The sequence below is a fragment of the Streptomyces sp. NBC_01276 genome, assembly GCF_041435355.1.
Taxonomy (GTDB): domain Bacteria; phylum Actinomycetota; class Actinomycetes; order Streptomycetales; family Streptomycetaceae; genus Streptomyces.
Map to the genome: position 1 here is coordinate 4846744 of NZ_CP108442.1, position 18884 is coordinate 4865627.

The following is an 18884-nucleotide window of genomic DNA, read 5'->3' on the forward strand; positions in this document are numbered from 1 at the left end:
CGGGGGCGGTACTCCGAACGGACGCGGTCCCGTTGCGGACCCCGCGGACCCGGGTTCGACTCGGGCCATGAGTACCGACCAGCCGCCGGGCCAGCCGCCCGAGGACGACCCGTTCCTCAAGAAGCCCCAGGAACCGACGCCTCCGTCGGGCGGTTCGCCGTACGGCTCACCGCCTCCGCCCCCCGGCGGCGGCAGCCCGCCCCCGCCGCCCCCGCCCCCCGGCGGCGGGTACCCCCCGCCTCCGCCCCCGTACGGCGGCGGAGGCGACCCGTACGGCGGGGGAGGCGGCTACGGCATGCCCGATCCGCTCGCCGGGATGCCCCCGCTCGCCGACTTCGGCAGGCGGCTCACGGCGCGCATCATCGACGTGTTCATCGTCGGGGTGCCGCTGTTCCTCATCCAGCTGGCGTTCGGCAGGAACCGGTACATGGTCGACACGGACAGGGGGGAGGACGTCAGCGAGGTCATCACGAAGTCGTACAACGGCTCGGGCCTGGTGTGGACGCTCGTCTCGATCATCGCGTACGTCGGCTACGACTGGTGGCTCACCAAGCAGAGCGGCCGAACGGTCGGCAAGAAGGTCATGGGCCTGCGCGTCGCGATGCTGAACGACGGCAGCGTGCCCCCGTCGAACGCCTCGCTCGGCCGCGCCGCCGTGCTCTGGATCCCGACCCTGGTGTGCTGCTTCTGCCTGTGGCCGCTCGCGCTGATCGTGTCGATGCTCGTCGACAAACCGTACCGGCAGGGCCTGCACGACAAGGTGGCCAAGACCGTGGTGGTCAAGACGACTTAGACGAGTACGCCTACGCGTACGCCTACGCGTACGCGCACGGGTCCGCGCGGGCGGCCGTCCCTCCGGGGGTGGCCGCCCGCTCCGGTGTTCCCGCTCAGAGGTGGACGGGGTGCTCGGCGGGGGCCGTTCGCGGTTCGGGCACCCGGTGGGCGTCCGGGGCGGTGGCGGTGGCGGCCGCCTGCCCCGTCCGCCCGGCGGCGTGCCGGCCGCGCCGGCGCGGCTGCGGCACGGTGAGGGCGACCAGCAGCCCCAGGGCGAGCGCGGCCGCGGAGATGACGGCGACGCCGAGCCCCGTGCTCGTCTGCGAGAGCAGCAGCATGGCGATCGTCGACACGATGACGGTGGCGGACCCGTAGGCGAGCTGTGCGGCAGTCGGACGCGGCATGGCGTGTTCCGTCCTCAAGGCGGGGAGGGGGAGTCGGCTCGACCGGTCGCGCGTCAAGTGACTCCAGGACGGGATGCCCGAGCCGCACCGGAAGTAAGCGTGACCTTACCCACGGTGTCGCAGCACGGGGGGCGCACGGGCTCTCGTGATGCGCCGTCACCGGCCTCCGTGGAGCGCCCTTCGCCCTGGATGACCCCCGTTGGCGACGGAACGTCCGAATAGCGGAACTCCTTGACCGCATAGTGCAGTTGTAAGGAAGAAGTCAAGGTCTGTCTTTTCTTTAGACTCTCCGGTCAAATGTCGTCACTTGAGACGCGCGCCGCGCGGAACCCCCCGCTCCTATGGAGACGTTCCGACCTACGTTGCGGCCGCGGGAGGGGAACGACATCAAGTGACCGGCAATTCCGTCAGACGACGCACCCTGCGCACCCTGGCCATCGGTGTGACCATGGCCGCCTGCGCGACCAGCGCCACCTTCTTCACCGTCACCGCGGCCCAGGCCGAGGACAAGGGCCCGGGCGTCTCGGCTTCCGACCGGCAGGACCCGACCGCTCCTGCCAAGCTCGTCGACCACGACCTCAAGGGGCCGTTCAGCGAGCAGCAGGCGAAGCAGAAGAAGGCCGCCCTGGAGCAGGTGCTGAGCGGCAAGAAGGACGTCGAGCAGCGCGGCGCCTCGAAGGTCGTCAAGCTCGACGACAAGAAGTACGTCGAGCTCGGCCGCGAGAAGACCGACAAGATCTTCACGATCCTCGTCGAGTTCGGCGACCAGGTCGACAACACGACCATGTTCGACCCGGACGGCCCCGACGGCCCGAAGCCGCCCGCGCCGAAGTACGGCGGCACCCCCGGCCCGCTGCACAACCAGATCGCGCAGCCTGACCGCGCGAACAACAACAGCACGGCCTGGCAGAAGGACTACAGCCGCCAGCACTTCCAGGACCTGTACTTCGGTACCGGCCAGGGCAAGGACTCGCTGAAGACCTACTACGAGAAGACCTCCTCGGGCCGCTACTCCGTCGACGGCCAGGTCGCCGACTGGGTCAAGATCCCGTACAACGAGGCCCGTTACGGCTCGAACTACTGCGGCCAGACCAACTGCTCCAACGTGTGGGACACCGTCAAGGACGGCGTCAACGCGTGGGTGGAGGCCCAGAAGAAGGCCGGCAAGACCGACGCCGAGATCAAGGCCACGCTGGCGCAGTACGACCAGTGGGACCGCAACGACTACGACGGCGACGGCAACTTCAACGAGCCCGACGGCTACATCGACCACTTCCAGATCGTCCACGCGGGCGAGGACGAGTCGGCCGGCGGCGGCGTGCAGGGCACCAACGCGCTGTGGGCGCACCGCTGGTACGCGTACGGCACCGACGCCGGCAAGACCGGCCCGGCGAACAACAAGGCCGGCGGTACCCAGATCGGTGACACCGGCATCTGGGTCGGCGACTACACGATGCAGCCGGAGAACGGCGGCCTCGGCGTCTTCGCGCACGAGTACGGCCACGACCTCGGTCTGCCGGACCTCTACGACACCTCCGGCGGCGGCGACAACTCCGTCGGCTTCTGGTCCCTGATGTCGGCCGGCTCCTGGCTCGGCGACGGCAAGGAGTCCATAGGCAACGTCCCCGGCGACATGACCGCCTGGGACAAGCTGCAGCTGGGCTGGCTGAACTTCGACAAGGCCAAGGCCGCGACGAAGTCCACCCACAAGCTGGGTGTGTCGGCGTACAACACCAAGGACAAGCAGGCGCTGCTCGTCGAGCTGCCGAAGAAGCAGGTCAAGACCGACATCGTCGCTCCCGCCGAGGGTTCCTCGCAGTGGTGGAGCAACATGGGTGACGACCTGAAGAACACCCTCACCCGCTCCGTCGACCTGACGGGCAAGAAGTCCGCCGCCCTTTCCCTCAAGGGCTGGTGGGACATCGAGCAGGACTACGACTTCCTCTACACCGAGGTGTCCACGGACGGCGGCGCCACCTGGACCGCGGTGGCCGGCACCGCCGACGGTGCGGCCATCCCGAACGACGCCTCCGGCAGCCCGTCGCTGACCGGTGTCTCCGGCGCCTGGAAGTCCCTGAACTTCCCGCTCGACGCCTACGCGGGCAAGAAGGTCGACATCCGCTTCCGCTACCAGACGGACGGCGGCGCGGGCGGCAAGGGCTTCGCCGCCGACGCCCTCAACCTGACCGCGGACGGCGCCACCGTCTTCGCCGACGGTGCCGAGAACGGCGACAACGGCTGGACCGCCAAGGGCTTCTCCCGCCAGGGCGCCGGCTTCACCAAGGAGTACGCGCAGTACTACCTGGCCGAGAACCGCCGCTACGTCTCGTACGACTCGACCCTCAAGGTCGGCCCGTACAACTTCGGCTTCGCCAACACCAAGCCGGGCTGGGTCGAGCACTACCCGTACCAGGACGGCCTGCTGCTGTGGCTCTGGGACACCTCCCAGAAGGACAACAACACCAGCCAGCACCCGGGCTCCGGTCTGATCCTGCCGATCGACGCCAACGCCAAGCCGATGAAGTGGTCGGACGGCACCCTGCTGCGGAACAAGATCCAGCCGTACGACGCCCCGTTCAGCGCCTACTCGACGGACGCGTTCACGCTGCACAAGAACGGTGAGGCGCTCTTCGTCAAGCCGAAGCCGGCCCAGCTGGTCTTCGACGACCACAAGGGCAAGTACTGGTACGAGGAGAACCCGACCGGTTCGGTGAAGGTCACTGACACCAACACCAAGATCAAGATCGCGAAGGAGACCTACGACGGCCTCCAGATGACGGTCGAGGTCGGCCCCGCCGCCAAGTAACTCGGTAAAACTGCAGGTCACAGCATGATCGGCCGTCGCCCTCTAGCGGGCGGCGGCCGATCGCGTTTAGATGCGGGTGCGAGTTTTCTTATTGACGGGGGAGCTGAAGATCATGCCAGGTGGAGGTTTCGTCAGACTGCCGGGCGGCAGCGTGGTGGTCGCGCTGACGCTGCCGCGGCCGACCGGAGAGGGCGGGAACGTCCGCGTGCTGGTGCACGCCGCGAACCGGGCCCGCGCCCTGACCAGGCTGCGGAACCTCGGCATGCGGGCCGTCTACCTGCGCGGCAACGCCCAGCCGCCCACCCCGGACGAGGTCACGGCCGTCCTCCACCACCCCGACGGCCTGCTGTGGCGCTGCGCACCGGACCGCGCCACGGAGCTCTGGCACCCGATCCGCGCCCTCCTGGGCAACGCCTAGCCGCGGCCGCGCGGGGCCGCAGGAGGGCCGAGGCCGCCGCCGGGGGCCCTGCCGGGGCCTCGCCGGGCCCCTGCCGGGCCCCGGCGGCCCCGGGTCAGCGAAGGCCCGGGGCGTCGCCCACGAGGGCCACGCCCGCCGTGCGCAGGTCGTCCAGCGCCCGGGTGGTGGTGTGGGGGGCCACGGCGGCCGTGAGGTCCAGCAGGACGCGGGTGGCGAACCCGGCACGGGCCGCGTCGAGGGCGGTGGCCTTCACGCAGTGGTCGGTGGCGATGCCGACCACGTCGACCTCGCTCACCATGCGCTCGCGGAGCCAGTCCGCGAGCGTCACGCCGTTCTCGTCGGCCCCCTCGAAACCGCTGTACGCGGCCTCGTGGGCGCCCTTGTCGAAGACGGCGGCGACCGCGCCGGAGGCGACGGCCGGGGCGAAGTTCGGGTGGAAGCCGACGCCCTCGGTCCCGGCGACGCAGTGCACCGGCCAGGAGGTCTCGAAGTCGGGCTCGGCCGGGGGGCGCGCGAAGTGCGGACCGGGGTCGACGTGGTGGTCCCGGGTGGCGACCACGTGCCGGTAGCCGGCGGTGCTCTGCCCGATCAGCTCGGTGATCGCGGCGGCGACGTCGGCCCCGCCGGTGACGGCGAGGCTGCCGCCCTCGCAGAAGTCGTTCTGTACGTCGACGACGATCAGTGCGCGGTGCATGTCACGTGCCTTTCGGCTGGTTGGTGTGCGGCGGGCCCTGCGGGGGCTCTTGCCCCGCCCCGCCCCTACCCGAAACGGGCCCCCGCCCGCTCCGTCCGGCGGCTCAGAGGTACTCCGTCGGGATCACGGCCTCGCCGCGGGAGAGCTGCGTCGCCGAGAGGGGCAGTGCGGCGCGGGCCGCCAGGTGGCGGTCGCGGGCGGCCTCCAGGGGCTCGCGGGCGACCACCTCGCCCGCCTTGACGAGCTGGGTCAGCAGCTGGTGGTCGGCCAGGGCGGCCGGCACCGGGCCGGTGCCGACGACCTCGGCCTCGGCGATCCCGTCCGCGTCCACCCGGCGCGCGGCCCACTTGCGCCCGCCGATGGAGGTCTTGCCGCCGGAGGACTTCTTCGCCACCGGGGCCAGGGCGGCCTTCGGGTCGGCGGAGACCGCCCTGGCGACCAGCTTGTAGACCATCGAGCACGTCGGGTGCCCGCTGCCCGTCACCAGCTGGGTGCCGACCCCGTACGCGTCCACCGGCGCCGCCGCCAGCGAGGCGATGGCGTACTCGTCCAGGTCCGAGGTGACCACGATCCGCGTGTTCACCGCGCCGAGCTCGTCCAGCTGCTGGCGCACCCGGTGCGCGACCAGCAGCAGGTCGCCGGAGTCGATCCGGACGGCGCCCAGGCCGGTGCCCGCCACCTCCACGGCGGTGCGGACGGCCTCGGCCACGTCGTAGGTGTCCACCAGCAGGGTGGTGCCCCGGCCCAGCGAGGCCACCTGGGCGGTGAACGCGTCCCGCTCGCTGTCGTGCACGAGGGTGAAGGCGTGCGCGCTGGTGCCGACCGTCGGGATCCCGTACCGGAAGCCGGCCGCCAGGTCGGAGGTGGAGGCGAAGCCGCCCACGTACGCCGCCCGCGCCGAGGCGACGGCGGCCAGCTCGTGGGTGCGCCGTGCGCCCATCTCGATCAGCGGCCGCCCGCCGGCGGCGGAGGCCATCCGGGAGGCGGCGGCCGCGATGGCGGAGTCGTGGTTGAGGATCGACAGGATCACGGTCTCCAGCAGCACGCACTCGGCGAAGCTGCCCTCGACCCGCAGGAGCGGCGATCCGGGGAAGTAGACCTCCCCCTCCGGGTAGCCCCAGATGTCACCCGAGAAGCGGTACGAGGCCAGCCAGTCCAGCGTCCGCATGTCGACGACGGCCCGTTCCCGCAGGAACTCCAGCACCGCGCCGTCGAAGCGGAAGTTCTCGACGGCGTCCAGCACGCGCCCGGTGCCGGCGACGACTCCGTAGCGCCGGCCCTCGGGCAGCCGCCGGGTGAAGACCTCGAAGACCGAGCGCCGGTCGGCGGTGCCGTTGGCCAGGGCGGCCTGCAGCATCGTGAGCTCGTAATGGTCCGTGAAGAGCGCTGTCGACGGCACGTCCACCGGCAGGCCCAGGTCCGCAGGGTTCATGTCACGGATGCTAGCGCACATCTCGTCAAAGTGACGAGATGTAGGGGCCCGTTTGTGCGACGGGCCCTCCACAGTGGCAGCATGGGACAAGTGAGTGTTGCTCCCATTGAGATCGAACGCACCGAAGCGGCCGAAGAGACCTTCGCGGTCCCCGAACCCGACGTCCCGTGGGTGACCCTGGTGCACAACGACCCGGTCAACCTCATGAGCTACGTGACGTACGTGTTCCAGGCGTACTTCGGCTACCCCAAGGACAAGGCGACCAGGCTGATGCTCGACGTCCACCACAAGGGCCGGGCGGTCGTGTCCAGCGGCAGCCGCGAGGAGATGGAACGGGACGTGCAGGCCATGCACGGCTACGGGCTCTGGGCGACCCTCTCGCAGGACCGCTTCTGATGGGCGGCGTGTTCGAGACCCGCGAGGGCGGCGGCGCCGTCGTGGCCCTGGACGGGATCGAGATCTCGATCCTGCGCTCCCTCGCCGTGCAGCTGCTGGAGCTGATCGGCCCCGGAGAGCCGGAGCCCGCGGCGGACGCCGACCCGCTGGCCGTGCTCTTCGCCTCCGACGGCCCCACCGAACCCCCCTCCGACCCGGCACTGGCCCGGCTCTTCCCCGACGCCTACGGGGGCCCCGGCGCGGCCGAGGGGCAGGGCGAGGAGGAGCTGCGGGCGCGCTCGGCGGAGTTCCGCCGCTTCACCGAGAACGACCTGCGCACCCGCAAGCGGGAGGACGCGCTGGCCGTCGTCCGCAGCCTCGACGGGCTCTCCCCGGACGGCGAGGGGGCGGCGCTGCTGGAGCTGACCGACGAGCTGCCGCTGCGCTGGCTCGGGGCCCTCAACGACCTGCGGCTGACCATCGCGGCGCGCCTGGACATCACCGAGGACGACGAGAGCGCGGTGCTCTTCCGCCTTCCGGACGACGATCCGCGCAAGCCGATGGTGATGGCCTACCTCTGGCTCGGCGGCCTGCAGGAAACGCTCATCGAGACCCTTTAGCCGCGCATCGGTCACGTGAGGTTCGCTCAGCGGACGCTCAAATCCGGATAACGATCAGATCACCACCATGTGGTGATCTGATCTGTTCCATGCTCTATGTCCGGATTTATCTATGTCGTGCGTCACATTCCGGTTCCTCGGCCACCCGTAAGCACGTGATAAATCTTCACGACCGCCGACGGGGCGCCATCCATGCCCCCCGGCCTGCTTGAACCGGCTGACCGCCGGCGTGCAACTCCATCCGTATCCGGGGGGATCGAGGACCCGATCCGCAGCCAGTGAAGGCGCGGGTCGGCGTGGAGAAAGGCGCACCAGACATGACCTCTGTGCAGGTCGAGCAGCACGACAGGACGCCCGGCGAGGGCGCGCAGGGCGAGGGCGAGGGGTACCACCGCGCGCTCGGAGCCCGCCAGATCCAGATGATCGCCATCGGCGGAGCCATCGGCACCGGCCTGTTCATGGGCGCCGGCAAGGCGATCTCCAAGGCAGGCCCGAGCCTGATCCTGGCCTACGCCATCGCGGGTCTGGTCATCTTCTTCATCATGCGGGCGCTGGGCGAGCTGCTCATGTACCGCCCCGTGTCCGGTTCCTTCTCGGACTACGCCCGCGAGTTCCTGGGCCCGTTCTGGGGGTACGCGACCGGCTGGACGTACTGGCTCTTCTGGGTGGTCACCGGCATCGTCGAGGTCACCGCCGCGGCCAAGTACATGTCGTACTGGACCCACGACAGCTTCCCGCAGTGGGCCTACGCGCTGATCTTCACGGTCATCCTCTACCTGGCCAACCTGATCTCCGTGAAGCTCTTCGGTGAGCTGGAGTTCTGGTTCTCCATGGTCAAGGTCACCGCCATCGTCGGCATGATCCTGATCTGCGCCGGAATCCTCACCATCGGCTTCTCCGACGCCGCCGACACCGCCTCCGTCTCCAACCTGTGGAACAACGGCGGCTTCTTCCCCAACGGCATCGGCGAGACGCTGATGACCCTGCAGATCGTGATGTTCGCCTTCCTCGCGGTCGAGCTGGTCGGCGTCACCGCCGGCGAGTCCAAGGACCCCGAGAAGACCCTGCCCAAGGCCATCAACACCGTGCCGTGGCGCATCGCCGTCTTCTACGTCGGCGCCCTCATCATGATCATGTCGGTCATCCCGTGGTCGAACTTCAAGGCGGGCGAGAGCCCGTTCGTGCTGGCCTTCGAGAAGATGGGCCTGGGCGTCGGCGCCGCGATCGTCAACTTCGTCGTGCTGACCGCCGCGCTGTCCTCCTGCAACTCGGGCATGTACTCCACCGGCCGCATGCTGCGCGACCTCGCGCTCAACGGCCAGGGCCCGAAGTTCTTCACCAAGCTCACCAAGAGCGGCACCCCGCTCGTCGGCACCACCTTCTCCGCCGCGCTGATGCTGGTGGGCGTCTGGATCAACTACGTCGCCCCGGGCAAGGCCTTCGACTACGTCGTCTCCTTCGCCACCATCTCCGGCATGTGGGCCTGGATCATGATCCTGGTCTGCCAGATCCGCTACCGCGCCAAGGCCGACCGCGGCGAGCTGCCGCAGTCCCCCTTCCGCGCCCCCGGCGCCCCCTGGACCAGCTGGTTCGCCCTGCTGTTCATCGGCATGGTCATCGTGATGATGGGCGTCGACAAGGACGCCCGCGTCTCGCTGTACTGCGCGCCGCTGTGGGGCCTGATCCTCGGTGTCTCCTACCTCGTCCTCAAGAAGCGCAACCCCACCGGCGCGGCCTTCAACAAGGTCGAGAAGGCCTCGCAGTCGGCCTGATCGCCGCCCCCCGGACCGTGGGTCCCGGCCGCCTGCCACGGCCGGGAAGCACGCCCCGGAAGCCTCGTGTCCATCATTCGGGCCCTCCCGTACCGCTCCTCGGTACGGGAGGGCCCGTCTGCTTATCCTGTCGCTCATGCTGACCCTCACCCAGGACCTGTACGACCGGATCGTCGAGCACGCCCGCAAGGACCACCCCGACGAGGCGTGCGGCATCGTGGCCGGCCCGGAGGGCACCGGGCGCCCCGAGCGGTTCGTCCCCATGCTCAACGCGGCCCGCTCGCCCACGTTCTACGAGTTCGACTCGAAGGACCTGCTGAAGCTCTACCGCGAACTGGACGACCGCGACGAGGAGCCGGTGATCGTCTACCACTCCCACACCGCGACCGAGGCCTACCCCTCGCGCACCGACATCACGTACGCGAACGAGCCCGGGGCGCACTACGTCCTGGTCTCCACGGCCGACCAGGACGGCCTCGGGGAGTTCCAGTTCCGGTCCTACCGGATCGTCGACGGAGAGATCACAGAGGAAGAAGTGCAGGTCGTCGAGGGCTACTGACCAGTATGCGAGCGGATGTGGTCCACGATGCGGGATCACACTCCAAACGGGGGACCGGGAATCGTTAACATGACCGCATGGTTTCCCACGACGTGAGCATCGAGACGCCCGGCAGGCTGCTGCTCGTGGCGCGGCTGCACGTCGACCTGTGCCGCCTCGCCAGCGCCATCTGTCCTGCCGCCTGAGCACCCCCGGCCCCCGCGCGGGGCCGCAAGAGCCGCGCGCCCGCACTTCCCTTCACGCCCTCCCGACACTGGAGCCTGCTGCCATGGCCATCGAGGTCCGCATCCCCACCATCCTCCGCACCTACACCGACGGCGAGAAGGCCGTGAACGGTGAAGGCGCGACCCTCGCCGACCTGCTCGCCGACCTGGAAACCCGCCACAAGGGCATCGAGGAGCGCATCGTCGACGGCGGCCAGCTGCGCCGCTTCGTGAACGTCTACCTCAACGACGAGGACGTCCGCTTCCTCGACGGCATCTCCACCGCCCTCAAGGACGGCGACAGCGTCACCATCCTCCCGGCCGTGGCCGGCGGCTCGAAGTAATGCGCTACGACTCCCCGCTCGCGGCGGTCGGCAACACCCCGCTGGTCCGGCTGCCGCGACTGTCGCCCTCGGCGGACGTCCGCATCTGGGCCAAGCTGGAGGACCGCAACCCGACCGGCTCGATCAAGGACCGCCCCGCGCTCCACATGGTCGAGCAGGCGGAGAAGGACGGCCGCCTCTTCCCCGGCTGCACCATCCTGGAACCCACCTCCGGCAACACGGGCATCTCGCTCGCCATGGCCGCGAAGCTCAAGGGCTACCGGATCGTGTGCGTCATGCCGGAGAACACCTCGCAGGAGCGCCGGGACCTTCTCGCGATGTGGGGAGCCGAGATCATCTCGTCGCCGGCGGCGGGCGGCTCCAACACCGCCGTGCGGGTGGCCAAGGAACTGGCGGCCGAGCACCCCGACTGGGTGATGCTCTACCAGTACGGCAACCCGGACAACGCGGGCGCCCACTACGCGACGACGGGCCCCGAGATCCTCGCCGACCTGCCCTCCATCACCCACTTCGTGGCGGGCCTCGGTACGACCGGCACCCTGATGGGCGTCGGCCGCTACCTGCGCGAGCACGTCCCGGGCGTGAAGATCGTCGCCGCCGAGCCGCGCTACGACGACCTCGTCTACGGCCTGCGCAACCTCGACGAGGGCTTCGTCCCGGAGCTCTACGACGCCTCGGTCCTGACGACCCGCTACTCGGTCGGCTCCGCGGACGCGGTCACCCGCACCCGCGACCTGCTCCGCGAGGAGGGCATCTTCGCGGGCGTGTCCACGGGCGCGGCGCTGCACGCGGCGATCGGCGTCGGCCGCAAGGCGGTGGCGGCGGGGGAGACGGCGGACATCGTGTTCGTCGTGGCCGACGGCGGCTGGAAGTACCTGTCGACGGGCGTCTACACGGCGGCCACCACGGAAGAGGCCATCGAGGTCCTCCACGGCCAGCTCTGGGCCTGACCCCCCCGCGTGACGCCCCGCCCGCCCGGCGGCCGGCCGGGCGGGCGGGGCGTCACGCGGGCGGGGCGTCACGAGGGGCCGGGGCCCAGGAGTTCCGCGAGGACCGCGGCGTGGGCGGCGGCCGGGTCGCGGACCGCGGTCAGCAGGGTCACCGTCCCCGACGCCGCCACCTCCCGCAGCCGCTCCAGCTCCGCCACCGCCTCGGGCTCCGCCAGCTCCGCCTCGTAGCGCCGCCGGAACTCCGCGGCGGAACCACCCCCGTGGAACCACTTCCGCAGCTCCGTCGACGGCGCCAGCGCCCGCGGCCACTCGTCCACCGCGGCCGCCGCCTTCGACAGCCCCCGCGGCCACAGCCGGTCCACCAGCACCCGCACCCCGTCCGTCCCCGGCTCGGGGGGATCGTAGACGCGCCGCAGCCGGATCACCCCGCTCCGCCCCCCAGCCCCTTGGCCTCGTCCCACACCACCGGGTCCACCGTCCCCGTCCGCGTCCCGAACTCCCACAGCGACACCTCCTCCGGCCGGTCCGCCTCCAGGAAGGAGACGCGCCCCTGGGAGCCCACGACCCCGGGCGGCAGCGGGATCACCCCGGGGCGCCGGTCGTCGTACTTCCCGGTGATCCACGCGACCCGCGCCCGTTCCCCGTGCCGGCGCACCGCCAGCACCAGGCACGGCCGGCCGTCGGCCAGACACCACAGCTCACCGGCCCGCACGGAGGGCGGCGGCCCCGGCCCGTGGGGGCCGCCCGGGGCCCGGCGGACCGGCCGCGCCCGCCGTGGGATCAGCACCACCACCGCCACGGCGACCGCCGCAAGCACGGCGGGCCACCAGGACGTGTCCATATTCCGACCGTAGCCGCGCCCGGGGGCCCCGGCGCGGCAACGCCCGTCCCCCCTGTCGCTCCCCTGGGTGACAGCGCAGGTGATTCCCCCCACAACGGCCTGCCGCGGAGGAGCGACCGGAGGTTTCGCGCCTTACGCTCGACCCACGCACGGCCCGCATTCCGTCCACGGACCGTCCACGGAGGTTCACGCTCCATGAAGCTCACCGTCGTCGGCTGTTCGGGGTCCTTCCCGTCCGCGGATTCGGCATGTTCGAGCTATCTCGTCGAGGCCGACGGCTTCCGGCTGCTCCTCGACATGGGCAACGGCTCCCTCGGCGCGCTCCAGCGGCACTGCGGTCTCTACGACCTCGACGCGATCTTCCTGAGTCACCTGCACGCCGATCACTGCATCGACATGTGCGCGTACTTCGTCGCCCGCTACTACCGGCACGAGGGCGGCCGCTGCGGCGCCCTCCCCGTCTACGGGCCCGAGGGCACCGAGCAGCGGCTGACCACGGCCTACGAGGACGTCCCCGACGCGCGCTCGATGAGCGAGGTCTTCGACTTCCGCACCCTGAAGTCCGGCGGCTTCGAGATCGGCCCGTTCACGGTGCGCACCGAGCGGGTCAGCCATCCGGTGGAGTCGTACGGCATCCGCGTGGAGCACGGCGGGCGCTCGCTGGTGTACTCCGGGGACACGGGTGCCTGCCCGGAGCTGGCGGCGCTGGCCGAGGGCGCCGACCTGTTCCTGTGCGAGGCCTCCTTCACGGACGGCAAGGAAGACGTCCCCGACCTGCACCTCAACGGGCGCGAGGCCGGCGAGTACGCGCGCGGCGGTGGCGTGGGGCGGCTCGTGCTGACGCACATCCCGCCGTGGACGGACGCCGAGCGGAACCTGGCCGACGCGCGGGCCGTCTACGACGGCCGCGTGGACCTCGCGCGGCCGGGCGCCGTCTACGAGGTCTGACGCGCAGCGCATCCCGGCGCGGATCCCGGCGCCCCGCCGCGCCCCGCCCCGCCCAGCCCCGCCCCGCATCCGGCAGAACGCAGGAGCCCCCGCCGTCCCTTCCGGGAGAGCGGGGGCTCCTGTGCTCGGTGAGGCGTGCGGGCCTACTTGCTCTCGGCCTTCAGCAGCTCGGCGAGCTCCTCGTCGGACTCGCGGCCCGGCGTCGGGAGGTTCCACTTGGTGATCGCGAAGCGGAAGACCACGTAGTAGACCGCTCCGAAGGCCAGGCCGATCGGAATGATCATCCACGGGTTGGTGGCGAGCTTCCAGTTCAGCAGGTAGTCGATCAGGCCGGCCGAGAAGCCGAAGCCGTCGTGGACGCCCAGGCCCCAGGTGACGGCCATGGAGATACCGGTCAGGACGGCGTGGACCGCGTACAGCAGCGGCGCGAGGAAGAGGAAGGTGAACTCGATCGGCTCGGTGACACCGGTGACGAAGGAGGTCAGGGCCAGCGAGATCATCATGCCCATCACGACCTTGCGGCGCTCGGGGCGGGCGCAGTGCGCGATGGCGATGGCGGCGGCCGGCAGGCCGAACATCATGATCGGGAAGAAGCCGGACATGAACTGGCCGGCGGTCGGGTCACCCGCGAAGAAGCGCGGGATCTCGCCGGTGACGATGCTGCCGTCGGCCTTGGTGAAGGAGCCGACCTGCTGCTGGAAGAAGGTGTTGAGGAACTGGTGCATGCCGACCGGGATCAGACCGCGGTTGAACACGCCGTAGATGCCGGCGCCGACGGAACCGAGGCCGATCAGCCACTCGCTGAAGCTGCCGAGCGCGTCACCGATCGGGGCCCAGGCCAGGCCGAAGAAGACGCCGAAGAGGGTGCCGACGAAGGCCATGATGATCGGGACCAGGCGGCGGCCGTTGAAGAAGCCGAGCCAGTCGACCAGACGGGTCTTGTGGTAGCGCTGCCAGATCATCGCGCTGACGAGACCGATGAGGATGCCGCCGAGCACGCCCGGGTCCTGCGGCTTGCCCTTGGGCAGCAGCGCGGTGACGCTTCCGTCCATGGGGAACGCGGTCAGCACGTTCTTGTAGACGAGGAAGCCGACGAGGGCGGCGAGGGCCGTGGAGCCGTCGGCCTTCTTCGCGTAGCCGATCGCCACACCGACGCAGAACAGCAGCGCCAGGTTGGAGAAGACGGCGTCACCGGCGGAGGCGAACACCGTGGCGACCTTGCCCCACTGGAGGCCGTCCTTGCCGAACACGTCGTCCTGGCCGAGGCGCAGCAGGATCGCCGCGGCCGGCAGGACGGCAACGGGCAGCTGCAGGGCCTTGCCGACCTTCTGCATGCCCTGCAGCAGCGCGGCACCCGGCTTCTTGGCCGGTGCGGCGGTAGCCGTAGTCATCAACTTCCTCCATTGGGCAAGGCGCCGCCAGGGGACAAGAAGAAAGGGGGACGGCGACGTCTCAGAGAGAGTGACCACGGCTGCTCGGCAGGCGCATGGTCTACACCATTCGGTGGTGTAGACCAGTTGTAGCACGGTGGGGGTTAGATAAGGAACCTTCGATTTCCTGTGCTCTCGACCACGTGACGAAGGTCCCCCGGATCGAAGGATCCGAGGGACCTGGAGGCATGAGACGAAAGGCCTGTAAGTCGTTTCCCCTGCATATTGTGCCGGGTTCTATGCCTTGGTGTTCTCCGCCTGCATCGCGGCGATCTCCTCGTCCGACTCCCGGCCGGGGGTCGGGACGTCGAACTTCGTGATCACGAACCGGAAGACGGCGTAGTAGACGACCGCGAACGCCAGGCCGATCGGGATGATCAGCAGCGGCTTCGTCGCCAGCCCGAAGTTGATGACGTAATCGATCAGGCCCGCCGAGAAGCTGAACCCGTCGTGCACCCCCAGCCCCCACGTCACCGCCATCGAGACGCCCGTCAGCAGCGCGTGGATCACGTACAGCACCGGCGCGACGAAGAGGAAGGAGTACTCCAGGGGCTCCGTGATCCCCGTGACGAACGAGGTCAGCGCCACCGACAGCATCAGGCCGCCGACCTCCTTGCGACGCTGCGGCTTCGCGCAGTGCGTGATCGCCAGCGCGGCCGCCGGGAGCGCGAACATCATGATCGGGAAGAACCCGCTCAGGAACTGCCCCGCGTCCGGGTCGCCCGCCAGGAACATGTTGATGTCGCCGTGCACCGTCGTCCCGTCCGGCTTGGTGTAGCTGCCGAACTGGAACCACACCGGCACGTTCAGGAACTGGTGGAGGCCGATCACCAGCAGCGCGCGGTTGGCGACGCCGAAGATGCCGGCGCCCCAGGAACCCAGCCCCACCAGCCAGTCCGAGAAGCTCTCCAGCGCGCTGCCGACCGGCGGCCAGACCCACAGGCACAGCGCCGCGAAGCCGATCGCCACGAACGACATGATGATCGGGACCAGGCGGCGGCCGTTGAAGAAGCCCAGCCAGTCGACCAGCTTCACCCGGTGGTAGCGCTGCCAGAACCAGGCCGCCAGCAGGCCCATGATGATGCCCCCGAACACCCCCGGGTTCTGGTACGTGAACTCCACGAACGTGTTGTCCGGCCCCACGCAGCCGCCGCCCACGGCCTTGCTGCCGCTCGGGCAGTCGTTGGGGAAGGCGTGCAGCACGCCCCGGTAGACGAGGAAGCCCGCCACCGCGGCGAGGGCCGTCGAACCGTCCGCCTTCCTGGCCATGCCGATCGCGACGCCGATGCAGAACAGGAGCGGCAGGCCGAGGTCCGCGTTCAGCAGCGCGCCGCCCGCGGCCACCATCACCTTGGAGACGATCGTCCAGTTCAGGCCCTCGGAGCCGAACACGCCGGGCTGGCCGAGCCCGTTGAGGAGCCCGGCCGCCGGCAGGACCGCGATCGGCAGCTGCAGGCTCCGTCCCATCTTCTGCAGCCCCGGGTACAAGCCGCTCCACCACTGCTTCCGCGGCGCTTCCGCGGCGCTGCTCGCGCTCATCGCGTACTCCTCCCTGGACCGGCCCGTTTTGGCAGCCGCGACACTTGCGGCACACTGGTGTAGACCAGTCGAGGGCAGGCTGCTGCTGATCGTCATCATTCGGCAGAAGTCCGGCTCGTGCTCGCGTGAATAGGCCAACCGTGAGCTAACGTGACGAAGCGGACGATGTTGGTCACGGCCGCCGAGACTCGTTCTTCGTAACACCCAGGGAGAAACGCATGGCCACCAAGGCTGAGAAGATCGTCGCCGGGCTCGGCGGTATCGAGAACATCGAAGAGGTCGAGGGCTGCATCACCCGCCTGCGCACCGAGGTCGTCAACCCCGACCTCGTCGACGATGCCGCGCTGAAGGCCGCCGGCGCCCACGGCGTCGTCAAGATGGGCACCGCCGTCCAGGTCGTCATCGGCACCGACGCCGACCCGATCGCCGGCGAGATCGAAGACATGATGTGAGCTGAGCCCCCGGCTCGACACGGCTCCGCGAGGACCCCGTACCGCACGGCGGACGGGGTCCTCGCGTACGCGCGCACCGACTAGGCTCACAGGCATGTCTCGCATCGACGGCCGCACGCCCGAACAGCTCCGCCCGGTCACCATCGAACGCGGATGGAGCAAGCACGCCGAGGGCTCCGTCCTCGTCTCCTTCGGAGACACCAAGGTCTTCTGCACCGCCTCCTTCACCGAAGGCGTCCCGCGCTGGCGCAAGGGCAGCGGCGAGGGCTGGGTCACCTCCGAGTACTCGATGCTGCCCCGCTCCACCAACACCCGCGGCGACCGCGAATCCGTCCGCGGCAAGATCGGCGGCCGCACCCACGAGATCTCCCGCCTCATCGGCCGCTCGCTGCGCGCCGTGATCGACTACAAGGCCCTCGGCGAGAACACCATCGTCCTGGACTGCGACGTCCTCCAGGCCGACGGCGGCACCCGCACCGCCGCGATCACCGGCGCCTACGTCGCCCTCGCCGACGCCATCGCCTGGGGTCAGAAGAAGAAGCTGATCAAGGCCGGCCGCAAGCCGCTCACCGGCACCGTCGCCGCCGTCAGCGTCGGCATCGTCGACGGCGTCCCGCTCCTCGACCTCTGCTACGAGGAGGACGTGCGCGCCGAGACCGACATGAACGTCGTCTGCACCGGCGACGGCCGCTTCGTCGAGGTCCAGGGAACCGCCGAGGGCGAGCCCTTCGACCGCAAGGAGCTCAACGCCCTCCTCGACCTCGCCGCCGGCGGCTGCGCCGACCTGGAGGCCCTCCAGCTCGGCGCCCTGGAGCTGCAGCTCCCGTAGAACCGCAGGACGCGGGCACGCGTCCACTCAGGTACGGGCGCACGGTGTCGAAGCCGTGCGCCCGTCCACGCATCCGAGCCCCGGGGGACCCGAATGAAGCCGAAGCACCGCCTCGCCGCCGTCGCGCTGACCGCCGTACTCGCCGTCCCGGCCCTGGCCTCCTGCGACGCCATCTCCACCGCCATGGACTGCGCCAACACGGCGGTGGCCATAGCCAACAGCGTGGACCAGCTGCAGCAGGCCGTCTCCCAGGCCGGGAACAGCGTCCAGGACACCCAGAACGCGCTCACCCAGATAGAGACGAACCTCAAGCAGATCAAGGACTCGACGGGCAACGCCGACCTCTCCAAGGCCGTCGACTCCATGACCACCGCCGTCAAGAACGTGCGCACGTCCGTGGAGAGCGGCAACACCGCCCCCGACGTCCAGCCCGTCGCGGACGCCGCCAAGGAGATCTCCAAGGTCTGCACCCCGGGCTGACCCGGGCCGGTCCGGGCCGGCCCGGACCGGGCTCCGGCTCCGGCTCCGGGTGCGGCGCGCGGCGGAAATAATGGGGGCATGACTTCCACGCCCACCTCTCCCCAGCCGCCCCGCCGCCTGATCCTGGCCACCCGCAACCCCGGCAAGGTCACCGAGCTCCACGCGATCCTGTCCGAGGCCGGCCTCCCCTTCGAGCTGGTCGGCGCCGACGCGTACCCGGAGATCCCGGACGTGAAGGAAACCGGCGTCACCTTCGCCGAGAACGCCCTCCTCAAGGCCCACGCCCTGGCCCGCGCCACCGGCCTGCCGGCCGTCGCCGACGACTCCGGGCTCTGCGTGGACGTCCTGAACGGCGCCCCCGGCATCTTCTCCGCCCGTTGGGCCGGTGCCCACGGCGACGACAAGGCCAACCTCGACCTCCTCCTCGCCCAGCTCGGCGACATCGCCGACGAGCACCGCGCGGCCCACTTCTTCTGCGCGGCCGCCCTGGCCCTCCCGGACGGCACCGAACGCGTCGTCGAGGGCCGCCTCCTCGGCACCCTGCGCCACACCCCGGCGGGCGACGGCGGCTTCGGCTACGACCCGGTCCTCCAGCCCCTGGGCGAGTCCCGCACCTGCGCGGAACTGACGGCGGCCGAGAAGAACGCCATCTCCCACCGCGGCCAGGCCTTCCGCGCCCTGATCCCGGTGGTCCGCGAACTGCTGGGCTGAGGCCCGACACGCCGAGGGCCCCGTACGCGGCTGCGTACGGGGCCCTCGGCGTCGATGTGCGGTTGGGGGGACTCGAACCCCCACGGGTTTTACCCCACTGGGACCTAAACCCAGCGTGACTGCCAATTCCACCACAACCGCGACACTTCGACCAATTCGGACATCAGGTCCTGGTGATCGCGCTCAGTCTACGACCGTGGGGGCCTGTGGGGCCACGGGGTCGCGTCGGCGTCCCTTGCCGCACCAGGTGTCGGTGAGGGCGTGACAATTGGGGCGCAGGTGGCGGAGGTTCTCCCGACGCTT

Annotated in this window: 22 protein-coding genes and 1 tRNA gene; 15 read left to right on the plus strand and 8 right to left on the minus strand. The window is 70.2% G+C overall.

Annotation, left to right across the window (positions count from 1 at the left end; all coding sequences use genetic code 11):
• Positions 1-67: 67 nt before the first annotated feature.
• On the plus strand, positions 68-793 hold the full coding sequence (locus OG295_RS21670; RefSeq protein WP_371678372.1) for an RDD family protein: 726 nt from the start codon (positions 68-70) through the stop codon (positions 791-793).
• Positions 794-887: 94 nt separating this feature from the next.
• On the opposite strand, the gene OG295_RS21675 is transcribed toward OG295_RS21670, so the two are convergent.
• Complete coding sequence (locus tag OG295_RS21675) at positions 888-1178, minus strand: hypothetical protein (RefSeq protein WP_371678373.1); 291 nt, start codon at positions 1176-1178, stop codon at positions 888-890.
• Positions 1179-1626: 448 nt separating this feature from the next.
• Here OG295_RS21675 and OG295_RS21680 point away from each other — a divergent pair, with 448 nt between their 5' ends.
• Positions 1627-3984 (plus strand): immune inhibitor A domain-containing protein, encoded by a 2358-nt coding sequence (locus OG295_RS21680; RefSeq protein WP_371681261.1) that lies wholly within the window; start codon positions 1627-1629, stop codon positions 3982-3984.
• 112 nt (positions 3985-4096) lie between these two features.
• Positions 4097-4402, plus strand: a complete 306-nt coding sequence (locus OG295_RS21685) for a hypothetical protein (RefSeq protein ID WP_266839281.1) — start codon at positions 4097-4099, stop codon at positions 4400-4402.
• A gap of 94 nt (positions 4403-4496) precedes the next feature.
• Here OG295_RS21685 and OG295_RS21690 read toward each other — a convergent pair whose 3' ends face one another.
• Positions 4497-5096, minus strand: coding sequence for an isochorismatase family protein (locus OG295_RS21690; protein WP_371678374.1), 600 nt, complete (start codon positions 5094-5096; stop codon positions 4497-4499).
• A 103-nt stretch (positions 5097-5199) separates the two neighbouring features.
• On the minus strand, positions 5200-6528 hold the full coding sequence (locus OG295_RS21695; RefSeq protein WP_371678375.1) for a nicotinate phosphoribosyltransferase: 1329 nt from the start codon (positions 6526-6528) through the stop codon (positions 5200-5202).
• An 81-nt stretch (positions 6529-6609) separates the two neighbouring features.
• Between OG295_RS21695 and clpS the strand changes: the two genes are divergently transcribed.
• From clpS to OG295_RS21730, 7 genes are all read left to right on the plus strand, one after another.
• On the plus strand, positions 6610-6924 hold the full coding sequence (clpS, locus tag OG295_RS21700) for an ATP-dependent Clp protease adapter ClpS (protein WP_266839278.1): 315 nt from the start codon (positions 6610-6612) through the stop codon (positions 6922-6924).
• A complete protein-coding gene (locus OG295_RS21705) occupies positions 6924-7523 on the plus strand; it encodes a DUF2017 domain-containing protein (protein WP_371678376.1) in 600 nt (199 codons plus the stop codon). Before clpS ends, OG295_RS21705 begins: the two co-directional genes overlap by 1 nt.
• Before the next feature lie 317 nt (positions 7524-7840).
• Complete coding sequence (locus OG295_RS21710; RefSeq protein WP_371678377.1) at positions 7841-9295, plus strand: amino acid permease; 1455 nt, start codon at positions 7841-7843, stop codon at positions 9293-9295.
• Positions 9296-9431: 136 nt separating this feature from the next.
• A complete protein-coding gene (locus OG295_RS21715; RefSeq protein WP_371678378.1) occupies positions 9432-9854 on the plus strand; it encodes a Mov34/MPN/PAD-1 family protein in 423 nt (140 codons plus the stop codon).
• 77 nt (positions 9855-9931) lie between these two features.
• On the plus strand, positions 9932-10039 hold the full coding sequence (locus OG295_RS21720) for a putative leader peptide (protein ID WP_311736929.1): 108 nt from the start codon (positions 9932-9934) through the stop codon (positions 10037-10039).
• A gap of 83 nt (positions 10040-10122) precedes the next feature.
• Positions 10123-10401, plus strand: coding sequence for a MoaD/ThiS family protein (locus tag OG295_RS21725; protein ID WP_356217617.1), 279 nt, complete (start codon positions 10123-10125; stop codon positions 10399-10401).
• Entirely contained in the window at positions 10401-11351 is a 951-nt protein-coding gene (locus OG295_RS21730) for a PLP-dependent cysteine synthase family protein (RefSeq protein ID WP_249766215.1), read from the plus strand. The genes OG295_RS21725 and OG295_RS21730 overlap by 1 nt, the downstream gene beginning before the upstream one ends.
• Positions 11352-11419: 68 nt before the next feature.
• Here OG295_RS21730 and OG295_RS21735 read toward each other — a convergent pair whose 3' ends face one another.
• The gene (locus OG295_RS21735) at positions 11420-11776 is read right to left on the minus strand and encodes a DUF488 domain-containing protein (RefSeq protein WP_371678379.1); all 357 of its coding nucleotides are present in this window, start codon (positions 11774-11776) and stop codon (positions 11420-11422) included.
• Positions 11773-12192: a hypothetical protein gene (locus tag OG295_RS21740; protein WP_371678380.1), complete on the minus strand. Its 420-nt coding sequence runs from the start codon at positions 12190-12192 to the stop codon at positions 11773-11775. The genes OG295_RS21735 and OG295_RS21740 overlap by 4 nt, the downstream gene beginning before the upstream one ends.
• A 195-nt stretch (positions 12193-12387) precedes the next feature.
• Here OG295_RS21740 and OG295_RS21745 point away from each other — a divergent pair, with 195 nt between their 5' ends.
• Positions 12388-13140 (plus strand): MBL fold metallo-hydrolase, encoded by a 753-nt coding sequence (locus OG295_RS21745; protein ID WP_266839266.1) that lies wholly within the window; start codon positions 12388-12390, stop codon positions 13138-13140.
• A 143-nt stretch (positions 13141-13283) separates the two neighbouring features.
• Here the strand turns inward: OG295_RS21745 and OG295_RS21750 are convergent, their stop codons facing one another.
• Both OG295_RS21750 and OG295_RS21755 read right to left on the minus strand, forming a co-directional pair.
• Entirely contained in the window at positions 13284-14531 is a 1248-nt protein-coding gene (locus tag OG295_RS21750; RefSeq protein WP_371678381.1) for a PTS transporter subunit EIIC, read from the minus strand.
• A 276-nt stretch (positions 14532-14807) separates the two neighbouring features.
• Entirely contained in the window at positions 14808-16109 is a 1302-nt protein-coding gene (locus OG295_RS21755; protein ID WP_371678382.1) for a PTS transporter subunit EIIC, read from the minus strand.
• A gap of 218 nt (positions 16110-16327) precedes the next feature.
• On the opposite strand from OG295_RS21755, the gene OG295_RS21760 reads away from it, so the two are divergent.
• The 4 genes from OG295_RS21760 to rdgB all read left to right on the plus strand — a co-directional run bounded on the left by OG295_RS21760 (position 16328) and on the right by rdgB (position 18581).
• Positions 16328-16561: a PTS glucose/sucrose transporter subunit IIB gene (locus OG295_RS21760; RefSeq protein ID WP_266839262.1), complete on the plus strand. Its 234-nt coding sequence runs from the start codon at positions 16328-16330 to the stop codon at positions 16559-16561.
• A 94-nt stretch (positions 16562-16655) separates the two neighbouring features.
• Positions 16656-17390, plus strand: a complete 735-nt coding sequence (gene rph, locus OG295_RS21765; protein ID WP_365158264.1) for a ribonuclease PH — start codon at positions 16656-16658, stop codon at positions 17388-17390.
• A 93-nt stretch (positions 17391-17483) separates the two neighbouring features.
• Positions 17484-17870: a hypothetical protein gene (locus OG295_RS21770; protein WP_371678383.1), complete on the plus strand. Its 387-nt coding sequence runs from the start codon at positions 17484-17486 to the stop codon at positions 17868-17870.
• A gap of 78 nt (positions 17871-17948) precedes the next feature.
• Positions 17949-18581: an RdgB/HAM1 family non-canonical purine NTP pyrophosphatase gene (rdgB, locus tag OG295_RS21775; RefSeq protein ID WP_371678384.1), complete on the plus strand. Its 633-nt coding sequence runs from the start codon at positions 17949-17951 to the stop codon at positions 18579-18581.
• A gap of 57 nt (positions 18582-18638) precedes the next feature.
• On the opposite strand, the gene OG295_RS21780 is transcribed toward rdgB, so the two are convergent.
• Positions 18639-18722, minus strand: a tRNA-Leu gene (locus OG295_RS21780).
• Positions 18723-18884 lie beyond the last annotated feature (162 nt).